This window comes from Curtobacterium sp. MCBD17_030 (assembly GCF_003224255.1).
Taxonomy (GTDB): Bacteria; Actinomycetota; Actinomycetes; order Actinomycetales; family Microbacteriaceae; genus Curtobacterium.
The window spans coordinates 80,485-94,886 of sequence record NZ_QKLI01000013.1 but is presented as its reverse complement, the minus strand read 5'-3'; the positions used below and the strand labels follow the sequence as shown (position 1 = coordinate 94,886).

The 14,402-nt window shown below is 70.7% G+C and carries 12 protein-coding genes; 2 read left to right on the top strand and 10 right to left on the bottom strand.

Annotated features, from left to right (window positions below; translation table 11 throughout):
- Both DEI89_RS12100 and DEI89_RS12095 read right to left on the bottom strand, forming a co-directional pair.
- Positions 1–1,730: glycosyltransferase (locus DEI89_RS12100; RefSeq protein ID WP_110904307.1), on the bottom strand; the 1,730-nt coding region annotated here is incomplete at its 3' end.
- 264 nt (positions 1,731–1,994) lie between these two features.
- Positions 1,995–2,318 carry a hypothetical protein gene (locus DEI89_RS12095; RefSeq protein ID WP_110904306.1) on the bottom strand — a complete coding sequence of 108 codons (324 nt, stop codon included), beginning with the start codon at positions 2,316–2,318 and terminating at the stop codon, positions 1,995–1,997.
- Positions 2,319–2,340: 22 nt separating this feature from the next.
- Here DEI89_RS12095 and DEI89_RS12090 point away from each other — a divergent pair, with 22 nt between their 5' ends.
- A complete protein-coding gene (locus DEI89_RS12090; RefSeq protein WP_110904305.1) occupies positions 2,341–2,757 on the top strand; it encodes a hypothetical protein in 417 nt (138 codons plus the stop codon).
- Between the two features lie 7 nt (positions 2,758–2,764).
- On the opposite strand, the gene DEI89_RS12085 is transcribed toward DEI89_RS12090, so the two are convergent.
- The 7 genes from DEI89_RS12085 to DEI89_RS12060 all read right to left on the bottom strand — a co-directional run bounded on the left by DEI89_RS12085 (position 2,765) and on the right by DEI89_RS12060 (position 13,167).
- Positions 2,765–3,130, bottom strand: a complete 366-nt coding sequence (locus DEI89_RS12085) for a hypothetical protein (protein ID WP_146236782.1) — start codon at positions 3,128–3,130, stop codon at positions 2,765–2,767.
- Positions 3,127–3,276, bottom strand: a complete 150-nt coding sequence (locus DEI89_RS17745; RefSeq protein ID WP_181421627.1) for a hypothetical protein — start codon at positions 3,274–3,276, stop codon at positions 3,127–3,129. Before DEI89_RS17745 ends, DEI89_RS12085 begins: the two co-directional genes overlap by 4 nt.
- 731 nt (positions 3,277–4,007) lie before the next feature.
- Complete coding sequence (locus tag DEI89_RS12080) at positions 4,008–4,361, bottom strand: hypothetical protein (protein ID WP_146236781.1); 354 nt, start codon at positions 4,359–4,361, stop codon at positions 4,008–4,010.
- Between the two features lie 35 nt (positions 4,362–4,396).
- Positions 4,397–9,826 carry a DUF6531 domain-containing protein gene (locus tag DEI89_RS12075; RefSeq protein WP_110904302.1) on the bottom strand — a complete coding sequence of 1,810 codons (5,430 nt, stop codon included), beginning with the start codon at positions 9,824–9,826 and terminating at the stop codon, positions 4,397–4,399.
- A gap of 183 nt (positions 9,827–10,009) precedes the next feature.
- A complete protein-coding gene (locus DEI89_RS12070; protein ID WP_110824133.1) occupies positions 10,010–10,291 on the bottom strand; it encodes a pyrophosphorylase in 282 nt (93 codons plus the stop codon).
- Between the two features lie 187 nt (positions 10,292–10,478).
- Positions 10,479–12,314 (bottom strand): DEAD/DEAH box helicase, encoded by a 1,836-nt coding sequence (locus tag DEI89_RS12065; RefSeq protein WP_110904301.1) that lies wholly within the window; start codon positions 12,312–12,314, stop codon positions 10,479–10,481.
- A 94-nt stretch (positions 12,315–12,408) separates the two neighbouring features.
- A complete protein-coding gene (locus DEI89_RS12060; RefSeq protein ID WP_110904300.1) occupies positions 12,409–13,167 on the bottom strand; it encodes an SDR family NAD(P)-dependent oxidoreductase in 759 nt (252 codons plus the stop codon).
- A 67-nt stretch (positions 13,168–13,234) separates the two neighbouring features.
- Between DEI89_RS12060 and DEI89_RS12055 the strand changes: the two genes are divergently transcribed.
- Positions 13,235–13,804 carry a TetR/AcrR family transcriptional regulator gene (locus DEI89_RS12055; RefSeq protein ID WP_258368881.1) on the top strand — a complete coding sequence of 190 codons (570 nt, stop codon included), beginning with the start codon at positions 13,235–13,237 and terminating at the stop codon, positions 13,802–13,804.
- A gap of 13 nt (positions 13,805–13,817) precedes the next feature.
- Here the strand turns inward: DEI89_RS12055 and DEI89_RS12050 are convergent, their stop codons facing one another.
- Positions 13,818–14,372, bottom strand: a complete 555-nt coding sequence (locus tag DEI89_RS12050; RefSeq protein WP_181421626.1) for a MarR family winged helix-turn-helix transcriptional regulator — start codon at positions 14,370–14,372, stop codon at positions 13,818–13,820.
- Between the last annotated feature and the right edge of the window lie 30 nt (positions 14,373–14,402).

Genomic DNA, 14,402 nt, shown 5'->3' with positions numbered 1-14,402 from the left:
CGACCGCGGAACACGTTCTCGAACGCGCTCGTGACGGACTCGATCCACACCGGGAACAGCGCCAGCGAGTACTGCTGTCCGCGCCATGTCGGTCTGCCCGCGGCGACCACCCAGAACAGCAGCTGGTTCAGCACCAGGAACGGGATGAGCCGGGCGAAGAAGTCGGAGCTGTAGGCCTGGACCGGCACGACACCGAACGACAGGCAGAGCACCGGGGCGGCGATGTAGACCACGGCGGCGAAGCCGGACAGGTAGCTCCACATGGTCGAGAAGTACATCAGGCGCTGCCCGAACGACAGGCCCTTCTGCACCAGGGGGTTCTCGCGGAAGAAGACCTGCATGGTGCCCTGCGCCCAGCGGAGCCGCTGGACGAGCATGGTCTCGAGGTCCTCCGGCGCGAGCCCCTTGGCGAGGATCTCGTCGTGGTACGCGGAACGCCAGCCGAGGCCGTGCAGGCGCATCGCGGTGGCCATGTCCTCGGTCACGGAGATCGTGGCCAGCGGCATGATCGCCTGCGCCTCGTCGTCGCGGTCCACGTCGAGGGCACGGGCGAGCACTGCGATCGACTCGATCGCCGCCACCGGGGACGCACCCCGCTGTCCGAGGACGTCGAGCGCGGCGTCGTCGAGACCGGCGAAGGTGTTCGCGTCGGTCGACATCGCCGCGAGTTCCTGCAGGTCCGCTCGCACCGACTCGAGGTCGGCGGCGGCGAACCGGAACGCGATCGCGTCGATGCCGCGCTGGAACCGGTAGGTCACGTCGCCCAGCGGCTCGCCGGCCGCGACCTCCTCACGGGCCCGGTCGACGACCGCCTCGGCATCGTCGAGGGCGACGAGGACGCGCTCGTCGGTCTCGTTCTCACGGGAGCGTCCGAGGAGCTTCTTCGCGGTCTTGATGGTGCGCTGGACACTGGTCTCGACCTCGCGCACGTACCGCGTGATCCCGAGTTGCATCAGGGCCTCGCGCCGGAGGATAGCGTTCGACCCGCAGAAGAACGCGGCGTTCCAGCCGTCCTTCGACTGCTGGATCGGCCCGTAGAACAGGGGTGCCTGGCTGCCGAGCGGGTCCGAGTCGGGGACGTTCTCGAACCACTGCGGGGTCTGCACGAGGGCCATCCGCTCGTCCTTGAAGTACCCGAGGGTGCGGTCGAGGATCGATGGTTCCGGTACCTGGTCGGCGTCCAGGATGAGCAGGAACTCCCCCTGCGTGGCGAGCAGGGCGTTGTTGAGGTTGCCGGCCTTGGCGTGCCGGGGGCGATCGACCCAGTCCTTGCCGCGGGTGATCACCCCGAGTCCCTCGGCCTCGGCGGCGGCACGCATCTCAGGGCGGTTGCCGTCGTCGAGGATCCACGTCGTGTGGGGGTGCGTGATCGCCTTCGCGGCCAGGGCGGTGCGCATCACCAGGTCGATCGGTTCGTTGTAGGTGGTGATGAAGACGTCGACCGTCACGTCGGTGCTCGGCTTCGTCGGTGGTTCCCCGCGCTCGCGGAGCTTCCACGCCCCGAACGCGAACAGCACCGAGTCGATCACGCTGTACGTCTCGGCCAGGATCAACGGCACGGCGATCCACCACGAGTGCCAGTTCACCGATGCGACCCAGCGCCATCCGACGTAGTTCAGGCCGGACACCGCGGCGAGCACGGCGACGGTCCGGACCGCCAGGAGTCGGCGTCGGGGCGTGCCGACGGTCAGTCGACGACGGTCGCGTCGCCCGATGTCCAACGCCGTCATCGGCGCACCCCTGTCGAACCGTCCCTGCGGTGCACGGCGTCCCCTCCTGATCCCCGAAGCCCCGTGCACGCGGTCGCCGCGCACGGGTCTGGCAACGGTGTCATCGGCGGATCCAGGGTCCACGGGCGGCACCGTCCGCTCGGCGTCGTTCGGGTCGACTCCGGCGTGCTGTCTTGTCTACCGCAGCGGGGCGGCACCTGTCAGCACGACGCCCCGATCTGGGGACGCCGCCACCCCGACTCCGAACGGTGAAGGACAGGGTCGTCAGAACGGGAAGTGCCGGAGCCACCAGGCCTGCGAACGGATCCGGCCGACCAGTTCGGTGAACCGCCCGGACCGCTCGAGGTCCGGGCGGCCGTCGTCGTGCACCAGGTACCGGTCGGAGAGCCGTCCGGACCCGGCTCCGAGCAGTGCCTCGAAGTCCCGGAGCGCCGCGTTCCGCTGAGAGCGGGTGAGCTCGTCCCTCCGCAGCCGGTCGGCGTGCCCCTGGAAGCGCTCCGCGGCATGGCCGCCGACGTCGTCGACCTCGCGCACCAGTGGCACGATCGCGTCGACCGCGTCCGCCAGTCGTTCCAGCCGCCCCCGCACACCGCGAGCCTAGACTCGCCCCATGTTCGGACGAGCACGACGCGACACGGAACCGGTCGATCTCGGCACGCTGGCGCCCTGGCAGTCGGACGGCGTCTCGGCGCAGTGCGTCCCGCTGCCGATCGGCCGCAAGGGCAAGACCATCCCGGGCGTCATGCTCTTCGACGGCACGGTCTCACCGGTGTTCGCGGTGCGTGAGGTCCAGCAGCTCGTCGACCACGACCTCAACACCGCCGAGAACGTCAACCAGCCGCCGATCGCCTTCCTGATGTGGCCGGACGACGCCGCTGACGACTCACCCGCCGGGCGTTGGCTCCACGATGCTCCCGCGGAGAGCCTGACCCTGCTCGTCGATCCGCTGGAGACGCCGCCGACGGTGCAGCTGCTGGGACCAGCACTGAACTCGTTCCGCGAGTGGGTGCACACGCTCCCCCGCTGACCTCAGGTCAGACGCGGCGACGTTCCACCATCCACCGCAGGTGCGCGCCGAAGACAGACCCGGCAAAACTGCACGTGATCCACGGCAGCAGGGCCGCATCCCACCCGTCGAGGACACGGGTGAAGAGGACCATCGCGCCGAAGATCCCCACGACGAGGAGCAACGACGCCGTCACCGGTCGGAGCAGTGCGAACACACTTCCTCCCCAGACGAGTCCGGCGACGAAACCCACCGCCAGGTAGGGGGCGAGAAGAGCGGCGTGCCCGCCCGCGACGCCGACTGGGACACCGATACCCACGACCAGCAGGCACACCGCCGCGATCACGTTCACCGGATGCTGTCGCTGTCCACGCCAGCGCTTCGTCTGCGTCATTGCGGGTAGTACCCACTGTTCTGGAGAGTGAGGTGCGCGGTGTCGGTGACGATGCCCGTGACGCCGCCGACGCTGGCCGACACGTTGAGCCCGAGAGTCGCTGTCCGCGCCAGCGCCTTGTCTGCGACTGCTGCCGCGCTGGCCATACGTGACGCTGAAGCGGCAGTGGCGGCCCGCGCTACGGCGCGGCCTGAACCTCCATCCCGCCGCAACCGGGGCGCCGCTGATCCCGCCGACAGCGGTCTTCCCCTCTCCAGACCAGTTCGATCAATCGGGGCAGACGCCTATGCTGAAGCGGTGTTCGATCGTCTCCGGCAGATCAAGAGCCCAGAGCCGCCCGCGTGGGCGCTGACCGAGGTTGCGCCATGGCTCGGCACGTCTGCCCGAGCTGAGTGGGCACCACTCGCCGTCGGTCGACGACGACGCTTGGTTCGTTCCGTCGTCGTCCGTACTGTTCAGTTGAGTGCGCAGTTCCGGGTCTCAGATCTCGATCGTGTCCTGCGGAAGCAGCAGGGAATCGCCGAATCGTCGAGCTCACCACTGATGTTCTTGTGCTGGCCGGAGGCCGCTGGTCCGTCGTCAGCAGCGGAGCTGTGGACGACTCAGGTGCCGGCCGAAACTCTGCTGATGCTTCCGGCTGCTATGGACACGCCGCCCCCACTCATCCTGCACGATGAGGAACTCCGCGGTTTGACCCGCTGGGTACAGTCCCTTCCGGCCTGACTGCGACATGCAGCGGATGAAGGTGCGCTGACTGCCGAACACCGCTCACTTTGCTCATCGCCCGATGTACTTGCAGCTACCACACTTTGTCACGTCGCGGCCACGACACGACACGACACGAGACGACACGACACGACACGACACGACACGAGACCTACGCTTCGCCGCTCGGATCGCTCGATGTTCGGCGGAGTCGGCCACGTGCAGATCTGCCGTACTCGACGGCAACCGCCGCCGTCAGGAGCCACATCATCGATGATGCGCGGAAGACACCGCCGATTCCGACCAAGACGATGAAGCCAGCGGGGATCGTGAAGGGGATGATCGCTCGTATCAGAGCCTGACGAGGTTCGAGGAAGCCCAACAAGAACCCGTAGGCCAACCCGATCACCCCTGCCGCCGCTGCTTTGGCCACCGGGACTTGAGCGATCCAAACGGTCAACCAGGTAGCCACAATGACGACGAACACCAGCGTCGTGACCCGCCACACCAGCGCGTGGTCCTTCAACGGTCGCCTCGCAGTTCTACTGCCCGGCATCAAGATCAATCTCCACCCGTCAGGGCATTGCTCAGCATGTCGAACCCACCACCGGTAGTCGCACCCAGGCCTGCGCTCCCCCACAAGGCACGCGTGTTGGTTCGCATCGGGTTCAACGCTCCCTTGAGCGTCCCCGGGTGGAACAACGGCACTTGCGCGAGCGTGTCGACGCCGTGCATGCTCGGCGTCCACTTGGCGAATGCAGCCGAGAGCGCTGTCCCGGAGACACCACTCGTCGCTATCTTCGACGGGTTCAGGTCGTCGCCTGAGATGATCTCCTTGGCAGCTTCGCCGACGGACGAGGACACCCCAGTGATGGCCAGAGCGCTGGCGTTCGCAACGTGCCCCGTCACGTCGTGTCCGAATCTCGCCGCGATCGTTCCACCAGCGGGTCCCGCCAATCCGCTCGCGCCGGCGGCTAGCCCGCCGCCGACCGTGGCACCGGCAAGCTCCCACCAGTTCTCCACTTTGCCGCCGTGCTCGGCGAGGTAGGTTCCTGCGCCTCCTAGGGCTCCGACCCCGCCATTGACGGCCGCGTTGACGGCAGCTGCTCCAGCTGCTCGACCTGCCGGTGCCGCGGCCATGGCTGCCTTGCCGAACATCGCGGCACCGCCGCCTAGCGCGCCGGTGACCGCACCGACCGCCGTGTCGAGACCGACCTTGCCCCAGTCGACCGACCCGTGCTGGGCCTTCTGTGAAGCCGTGGACAGCGCACCGCTCACGAGCCCTCCAGAGGCGGCCATCAGGGCGATACCGGCCGGGCCACCGATGCCGGTCATGAGCAGTCCCACACCGAGGATCACCCCTAACCCACCGGCAGCTCCGGCCACGACGTACTCCCAGTGGCTGCCGTGCTCGTCCTGGTACGCCTGCAGGTCGGCGTCCGTCGCCGGCCGGAGCCCCAGCGGATCGACGGCGTGCAGCGGATCGTTCCCCGCGTAGGCGTAGGGGTTGCCGGACCACGCCGTACCCATCACCGGCGGCAGCGGGTCGACCGACAGGAACCCGCGGGCAGACGGGTCGTACACACGTGCGCCGAGCCATTCCAGGCCCGCGACGGCGAGCCCGCCCGTCACCGTCAGGTCGACGCCGGTCGGTAGCGCGGGTGCGGCCTGGAGGCCCGTGGCCGCGCTGAGCACACCCCACGGGTCCGCCGTGTCGGTCGCGCGCGCAGCCCGCCAGGTGGGCTGCGCCCAGTCGTCGCCGAGCGCCGTGATGCCGCCCGGGAGGCCGAGGACGTGCAGGCCGCCGATCGACAGCAGCGACGGGGTCGGGGACGCGCTGTCCCACCACGTCTCGGCACCGTCGACCTCGAGCGGTTCGCCGAGGACGTCGACGCGGAGTCGGTGCGCACCGGTCTCGGCGTACGCAGCGTCGCGGTCGACGAAGGCGGCAAGGTAGCCGAGATCATCCCACGCGTACTCCGTGGTCGTACCGTCGGTGGCCGTGCGACGGACGCGGCGACCGAGCCCGTCGGAGACGTACTCGACGCGTTCGCCCGTCGCGTCGTCGGTGCTCGCGAGGAGCGTGCCGGCGGCGTCGTGCTCGTGGCGCAGCAGGCGGTCCGCCAGCCGCTCGGCGACGAGGCGGCCGGCGGGGTCGTACTCCCATGCGGTGGCGGTGCCGTCGGCGTGCTCGGCACGGACGAGCTGTCCGGCGTCGTCGTGCACGTACGACGTCGTCGCCCCGCCCTGCACCACGGCACGGATGCGGTCGTCGGCGTCGTGCTCGATCCGGGTGGTGTCGACGCCGTCGGTCGTCGTGGTGGTGTGGGCGACCAGTCGGCCGTTCTCCCAGCTCCAGGCGTGCACGACGTCGCCGACCGCGGCCTGGACGGGGCGTCCGGCGGGGTCGAGGACGAACGAGACGAGCGGGAGGCCCACCCGCTCCACGCCGACGAGCCGGCCGGCAGCGTCGCGACGGTAGGTGGTGCGCGTGCCGTCGGGCTCGGTGCGGGCCGTGCGGTTGCCGTCGGCGTCGTACTCCCACGTGACGGACCGGTCACCGCGGCTGCGTCGGACGAGCAGTCCCCGGCCGTCGTGCTGGAGTTCGTGGTCGAAGGCGCGGCCGTCTCCACCGCTGTGGTCGGTGACCACGACGGTGCGGGCGGCACGGTCGAAGCGGACCTCGGACACGGTGCGGCCGTCGACCGCGACGGTGTGCTGTCGCCCCGAGGAGTCGAAGGACCACGTGGTGGTGTGCCCGTCGGGGTCGGTCTGCCCGGTCTGGCGGCCGGCGGCGTCGTACGTGGCCGCGGTCTCACGGCCGAGCGGATCGGTCACGGCGACGATCCGGTCGGCGCCGTCGTACCGGTAGGTCGTCACGCCACCGAGCGGGTCGGTGACGCTCGTCACCCGACCGCGGAGGTCGTGTGTGAACCGGGTCACGCCTCCGAGTCCGTTGACCGCCTCGACGAGCTGCCCGGCGGCGTCGTAGCGGAACCGGCGCTGCCCGGATCGGACGTCCTGGACGCCGACCAGTCGGCCGGCGCCGTCCCAGCGGTAGCGGGCCGTGCCGGCGCCGGGGGTGATCCGCGTGGTCACCCGTCCGACGGCGTCGTAGGTGGTGCGTTCGACGTCACCGGTCGGCAGGGTCCTGGTGACGGTGCGCCCGTCGGCGTCGTACCCGAGCTCGGTCCGTCCACCGAGCGGGTCCGTGCTGGCAGACGGTCGACCGCAGGCGTCGTACTCGTAGGTCGTCCGGGCGCCGGTGGGGCTGACGACGGCGGTCACCCGGCCGGCCAGGTCGCGCTCGAGTCGGGTCAGACCGCCCTCGCCGTCGACCAGTTCCACGGGCCGACCGCAGCGGTCGTAGGTGACCAGTTCAGCGCCACCGTCGTCGCCGGTGGTCTCGACCGGTCGGCCGTACTCGTCGTGGCGGACCGTCGTGGTGCCGAAGGCGTCCCGCAACGTCGTGACGCCCGTGGCGACGTCGGTGGTGCCCTCCACGCTGACGCCCGTGGGGTCGGTGATCCCGGTGAGTGCACCGTTCCGGTCGTGGTCGCGGCGCCAGACGTTGCCGTCGGGGTCGACGGTCGCACGGAGGCGGGAGAGCGGGTCGTGCTCGAAGGTCCAGCGGCCGCCGTCGGGGAGCTCGAGCGCGGCGACGTTGCCGAGGTCGTCGAACGTGCGGGTGACGGTGCGTCCGAGCGGGTCGGTGGTGCGCTCGGCTTCACCGTTCGCCCCGTACCCGTAGGCCGTTCGGGCACCGGTGGGGTCGGTCACGGCGACGATCCGGGAGCCCTCGTGTTCGAAGGTCCACTCGGCGCCGTCGGCGTCGCGACGGGAGGTCAGGCGTCCGGCCGCGTCGAACCGGTACTCGGTGCGGGCACCGGAGGGGGTGGTCACCGCGGTCGGTCGTCCGGCGGCGTCTCGCTCGATGCGCAGGACGTCGCCGAGGGCGTTCCGGGTCGCCACGAGTTCGCCGTGCTCGTCGTGTTCGAGCTCGACGGCGACACCCGTGGGGTCGACCGCGCGCCGGAGCAGTCCGCGTTCCCAGGTGAGTTCGCTGCGCCCGCCCTCGGGGTCGACGACGACCGACGGGTCACGGTCGTCACCGGTGTACTCGTAGGTCACGACGGAGCCGGTCTCGGTGACGACGGTGGTCACGCGGTCCTGGTCGTCGTACCCGTAGGTGATGTCCGCACCCGACGGCGTGACCGTCCGGGTCCGGCGGCCGCGGTCGTCGATGGCATGGACGGTGACCGAGCCGTCGCGGTCCGTGACCGAGACCAGGCGACCGCGTGCGTCGTAGTGCATCGACTGGCGGGCGTCGTCGGTGTCCACGACCCCCACGAGTCGGCCCTTCGCGTCCGCGATCCACGTGTTCGACCGGGAGCCGTCCGGGTCGGAGACCACGGTGACGCGTCCGGGCAGGTAGGCGAAGCGCACGGTGCGGCCGTGCGGGGTGACCTGCTCGACGACGCGGCGGCGGTCGTCGTAGGTGTTGCGGGCCTCCACCACGCCGTGTTCGTCGACGACCGCGACGACCAGGCCGTCTACCCACTCGTAGGTGCGGGTGCCCGCCGGAGCGTGCACGTGCGTGAGCTGTCCGGCGTCGTCGTACTGGTACTCGACCCGGCGGCCGTCCGAGCCGCGGGCCACGACGACCCGACCGTCCAGCGACTCGACGTCGATCCAGCGTCCGCGCTCGTTCGCGAGACGGGAGACGGTGCCGTCGGCGCTCCGCTCGACCCGGACCGTCGTACCAGGACCGGTGCCGGCGGCGAGCCAGGTCCCGGACGGGGAGAACGCCCACCATCCACCGTCGGAGTCGCGGACGACGAGCTGGTCGCCCTCGTGCGTGAGTCGGACGTACTCACCGACGGCGCGGTCCCAGCCCTCGCCGTCCCGCGGGAACCGGAGCACCCGGCCGTCGGCCTGGGTCAGGGTCGCACCCTCGTCGTCGACGGCCAGACCGGTCTCGAGGACGGAGGCCCATCCGCGGCCGAACACCCCGACGCGGTCGTCGAGCGAGTTGTACATGCGGGTGAGCCGGAGCTGCTCGGACGCCCCGGTGAAGCCGAGGTCGAGTTCCGACTCGAGGAAGTTGCCGGTCGCGGTGTTGACCGGGTCCAGGGAGTAGCCCGTCGTGGGCGGCGCACCGAAGGCCTGCGGGGGTTCGATCGTCAGGCCGGACCGCTCGGCGGAGACCCCGGCCCCCTGCAGCGCGGCCGCGAGGGCGACGTCGGACACCGTCGACACCGAACCGCTGCCGCCCGCTGCCTCGAACGCCGCCGCGACGGTGTTCGCCCACGTCACGTCGGCGTCGTTGGCGGTCAACCAGCCGTCGATCGCGGTGGCGACCCCGTGCGCGCTGATCGACCCCCACTTGCAGCGGCTGGCGAAGTCGTCGAGCTTGCCGCGGAGCGCCGAACCGCGGCCCGTCAGCTGCCCGTTGAGGTCGGATGACCCCGTGGCGAAGGAGCGGAGGTCGGCCGGCCGGGCGGAGGACGTCCCGCCGCTCCCGCCACCACCGGAACCCGGAGTGGGCGTCTGACGCGTGCCGGCGGGTGGTGGGCTCGCCTGGAACACCGGCTCGGGCTCCGGGGCCTCCGACGGCGGCTTGTCCTCGCCGAACAGCCAGTCGTGGCCGACCTCGAGCAGGTTGCGTTCGTCGTGTTCCTTCTGCCAGTCGCGAGCACGCTTGCGTCGGGCGTTCTCCTGCTCCGCCGCGGTCTTCAGGATCCGGACCCAGCCCGCGACGTCGCGGAGGGTCCCGGTGAGCCGGGTGGCGTCGGTCGCGGCGGTCGTGGCGTTCTGACCGAAGAGGTCGGCGAAGTGTCCCCGGAAGTCCGTCGCCGCGGTGGTGACGTACGACGAGCGGCTGGCGGACTGACCCTCGATCGCATCGGCGGTGGACGTCAGCTCCGCGATGAGCGCATCGGCCGTCCCGTTGTCGAACTCGAGTGGTGCTGCCCCGTGCAAGTCGCTCATGTGCCGTCCCCCGGTCGTCGTCCTGATCGTCCTGATCGTGCTGGTGGTGCTGGTCGTGGTGGTGCTGGTCGTGGTGGTGCTGGTCGTGGTGGTGCTGGTCGTGCACGTGACACGACCCCTGCAGACGACAGCAGCCCGGCCCGTCGAACTGGTCGACGGCCCGGGCGCTGTCCGAGCAGCTGCTTACGCGCCGCCACCCGCGGTGAAGATGTCCTGCGAGATCTTGTCGAGCTGCGTGCGGAGCTGCTCGAGTTCGGTCTTCGCCTTGTCCAGCGCAGCCTTCGTCTCGGGCCAGGTCGACCCACGGAAGTTCGACGCCAGCGGGCCGTCCCACACGTTCGAGTCGGACAGGATGCGCCCCTGGGCGTCGAGCTGCGAGATCTGGTCCGTGAACCCACCGTTCACGATGGACTGGATCTGACGGATGGCGGTCTTCGCCTGTTCGGTCGAAAGCACACGCGACATGGTGAACCCCTCATTCTCTTCGTACCTGCACCCCCGCGCAGAAGATCCCCCGGAGGCTCTGACGTCGTCCACCATACCGGCTCGCAGAGCCGACGGACCAGGTTCTCCACAGACATGACGGGAGGCCCGCCACCAGATGGCGTCGGGCCTCCCGTCAGGCGGATGCGCGCATCAGCGCGCGACCGTCTCAGTCGCGGTCGTCGCGGGTCTGCCGTGGCTTGCGGGTGTCGCCGTAGCCGCCGCGGTCGTCTCGCGAGCCCCGGTCGCCGTAGGGGGCGCCGTCACGACGCGTGCCGCTGTCGCGACGGATGCTGCCACGACGGTCCGGCTGGATCTCGATGAGCTTGCCGCTGATCCGGGTGTCGCGCAGACGGTCGAGGACGTCCGAGCCCATGTCCGACGGCAGCTCGACGACCGAGAAGTCCGGGCGGATCTGGATCGCACCGAAGTCGTCGCGACGCAGCCCGCCCTCGTTCGCGAGTGCGCCGACGATCTGGCGCGGCTCGACGCGGTGGCGACGGCCGACCTCGATGCGGTAGGCGGTCATCGGCACCGAACGACGACGACGGTCACCACCGTCACGCTCGCGGTCGCCGTCCCGCGCGGGGCGGTCGTCACGGCTGCGGCGCTCGTCGCGCTCGATCTGCTGGCGGGCACGGTCGTCGGCCGGGTCGAGGAGCAGCGGGGTGTCGCCCTGCGCGACGACGGCGAGCGCCGCGGCGACGTCGGACTCCGGCACGTCGTGGTGTTCGACGTAGTGGGCGATGATGTCGCGGAACGCGCTGACGCGGGTCTGCTGCTCGAGCGCCGCGGTGATGGCGTCGTCGAAGCGGGTCAGACGCGTGGAGTTGACGTCCTCGACGCTCGGCAGCTGCATCTGCGTGAGCGGCTGACGGGTGGCCTTCTCGATCGCGGTGAGCAGGCGACGCTCGCGCGGGGTCACGAAGCTGATCGCGGCACCCGAACGGCCGGCACGCCCGGTGCGACCGATGCGGTGCACGTAGGACTCGGTGTCGATCGGGATGTCGAAGTTCACCACGTGCGTGATCCGGTCGACGTCGAGACCGCGGGCGGCGACGTCGGTGGCGACCAGGATGTCGAGCTTGCCGGACTTCAGCTGGTTGACGGTCCGCTCGCGCTGGGCCTGGGCGACGTCACCGCTGATGGCGGCGGCGGCGTACCCGCGGGCCCGGAGCTTCTCGGCCAGGGTCTCGGTCTCGCTCTTGGTGCGGACGAAGATGATCATGCCCTCGAAGTCCTCGACCTCGAGGATGCGGGTGAGTGCGTCGACCTTCTGCGGGTACGACACGACGAGGTAGCGCTGCGTCGTGTTCGCCGAGGTGGTGGTCTTGGCCTTCACCGTGATCTCGGCGGGGTCGCTGAGGTACTGCTTCGAGATGCGTCGGATCTGCGCGGGCATCGTGGCCGAGAACAGCGCGACCTGCTTGGTGTCCGGCGTCTCTGCGAGGATCGTCTCGACGTCCTCGGCGAAGCCCATCTTGAGCATCTCGTCGGCCTCGTCGAGCACCAGGTACTTCAGCTCGGACAGGTCGAGCGTGCCCTTCGCGATGTGGTCCATGATGCGACCGGGCGTGCCCACGACGACGTCGACACCGCGACGGAGGGCGGACAGCTGCACGCCGTACGCCTGGCCGCCGTAGACGGGGAGGACGTGGACGTTCTTCATGTGGGAGGCGTACTGCTCGAACGCCTCGCAGACCTGGAGCGCGAGCTCACGGGTCGGGGACAGCACGAGCGCCTGCGGCAGCTTCGCGCCGGACTCCATGCGGGACAGGACGGGCAGCGCGAAGGCGGCCGTCTTGCCGGTACCGGTCTGGGCGAGGCCGACGACGTCGCGGCCCTCGAGCAGGATCGGGATGGTGGCCGCCTGGATGGCGGAGGGGGTCTCGTACCCGATGTCCCTGACGGCCTTGAGGACGGGTTCGCTGAGCCCGAGGTCGGCGAAGGTGATCACGGGCTCCTCGTCGACGGTCTCGGTCGGTGTGGTGTTCTCGGTGCTCATGGGAGTACGGTATCCCGTTTCGGCCGGCTTCCGCATTCGGACGGGAGGCCCGTCGCGGCGCCGCCACGGGCCTCCCGTCCGGTCCGGGGTCGCGTCAGACGACCGACCAGCCGCCGTCGCTCGGCAGGACCGCCCCGTTGACGTTCACGGAGTCGTCGCTGAGCAGCCAGGTGATGGCGGCGGCGAGCTGCTCCGGCTGGGCGACCGGCGGGATGGTGGTCTGCATGATCGGGCCGACCCGGCGGGCCGCGTACTCGCTCTTCATCGGCGCCTCGATGTTGGTCGCGACCGCACCCGGAGCGACCGCGTTGGCGCGGATGCCCTGGGGGCCGTGGAAGAACGCGACGCTCTTGGTGTAGCCGGCGATGGCGTGCTTGGACGACGTGTAGGCCGCACCCGCGGCAGAGGCCTTGAGCGCCGCCTCGGACGCGACGTTGACGACGGAGCCCTTGCCGGCCGCGATCATCAGCGGCAGCACGGCGCGGGTCAGGCGCATCGGGCCGGTGACGTTGACGCTGAAGACACGCTCCCAGGTGGCGTCGTCGACCTCGTCCGGCGGCAGGAAGGCGTCCATGATCCCGGCGACGTTCGCGAGCCCGTCGATGCGGTCACCGGCGGCGGCGATGAGCGCGTCGATGGTGTCGCTCGCGGCGACGTCTCCGACGACGGTCTCGACGTCGAGACCCTCGAGTTCGGTCCGGAGCGCGTCGAGGCGGTCGGCGACGACGTCGGTGGCGATGACGCGGCCGCCCTCCTGCGCGATGCGGGTGGCCGTGGCGCGTCCGATGCCGGATCCCGCTCCGGTGACGATGATGGTCGAGCCGGCGAACCGTCCGGCGGTGGTGTCGGTCATGGTGTCTCCTCCTTGCGTGGCGCTGCCTGCGCACCACAGTTGTAGCACTCAGTGCCGAAAGGGAGCCATGAGCGACCGAACCACGGGCCGTCCCCGCACGATCGACCCGGACGTGGTGTCCCTCGTCGCGCTCCGGATGTTCGACGAGCGCACGTACGACGCCGTCTCGATGGACGACGTCGCGACCGAGGCCGGGATCAGTCGACGCTCCCTGTTCCGGCTCTTCCCCACCAAGGGCTCACTGGTGTGGGGCGGCCTCGACGCCTTCCGGGAACGGTTCGAGGACGCCCTCGACGAGCGACCGGACGACGAGCCCTCGGCGACCGCTCTCCGCGCCTCGTACCGGATCGCGGCGACCTTCCCGGAGGACGCCGTCGAGGTGACGCGGCGACGACTCCGCGTGATCCGGGCGAACCCGAGTCTCGCGCAGGAGGGGGCCTTCTTCGTCACCGAACTCGAACGGACGCTGATCACGTTCGTGGCCGGGCGGGACGGGGTGTCCGAGGACGACCTCGACGTCCGGGTGCGCTGCGCGGTCTTCGCGGCGGCGGCGGACGCCGCGCTGACCTGGTGGGCGCAGCACGGCGAGGGCGGGCCGGCCGAGGTCGTCGACCGGGTCCTGGCCGGCCTGGCCTGAGCCGAGGACTCCGCTACGGAGCCGGTTCGCCGTCCGCGGTGTCGGTGCCCGCGATGTCGGTGCCCGCGGTGTCGGCACCCCCGATGCCCCCGCCCTCGCCGCCGGCGCCGAGCACCTCGGCGGCACGGTCGTTGAACCGGGTGAGGAGCCGGGCGAAGTCGCGCAACTCGTCGCCGTGGAAGACGCTCGTGACGTCGTCGAACACGGCGTCCCCCTGCGCGTCGAGCCCGTCCAGCAGGGCGCGTCCGGCCGGCGCCAGGCCGAGCAGGGCCGCGCGGCCGTCGTCCGGGTCCGGCGCGGTGCGGACGTACCCGGCCTCGACGAGCCCCGCGATCCGCCGACTGACCACCGGACGGGACAGTCCGGTGCGTTCCGCGACGGCGGTCGAGCGGACCTCCCCCAGTCGCTCGACGGCTCGGAGGATCACCCGCGCGGTCGGGTCGAGGCCACCGGACTGCTCGATGAGCACGGTCCGCAGGGTCTGCCGCACCCAGAGCCGGTCGAGCTGTCGCCGGAGCAGCCGCTCGGCCTCGGCTCGGTCGTCGTCGTTCCGGTCGTCCTCGGGCACGGCGACATCGTACGACGCGCCAACTAGTTG

Excerpts from the sequence above, each read along its gene's own strand:
- DEI89_RS12090 (WP_110904305.1), top strand. The coding sequence starts at position 2,341 with ATGTTCGGACGAGCACGACGCGACACGGAACCGGTCGATCTCGGCACG.
- DEI89_RS12085 (WP_146236782.1), bottom strand. The coding sequence starts at position 3,130 with ATGACGCAGACGAAGCGCTGGCGTGGACAGCGACAGCATCCGGTGAAC.
- DEI89_RS17745 (WP_181421627.1), bottom strand. The coding sequence starts at position 3,276 with ATGGCCAGCGCGGCAGCAGTCGCAGACAAGGCGCTGGCGCGGACAGCG.
- DEI89_RS12075 (WP_110904302.1), bottom strand. The coding sequence starts at position 9,826 with ATGAGCGACTTGCACGGGGCAGCACCACTCGAGTTCGACAACGGGACG.
- DEI89_RS12070 (WP_110824133.1), bottom strand. The coding sequence starts at position 10,291 with ATGTCGCGTGTGCTTTCGACCGAACAGGCGAAGACCGCCATCCGTCAG.
- DEI89_RS12065 (WP_110904301.1), bottom strand. The coding sequence starts at position 12,314 with ATGAGCACCGAGAACACCACACCGACCGAGACCGTCGACGAGGAGCCC.
- DEI89_RS12060 (WP_110904300.1), bottom strand. The coding sequence starts at position 13,167 with ATGACCGACACCACCGCCGGACGGTTCGCCGGCTCGACCATCATCGTC.
- DEI89_RS12055 (WP_258368881.1), top strand. The coding sequence starts at position 13,235 with ATGAGCGACCGAACCACGGGCCGTCCCCGCACGATCGACCCGGACGTG.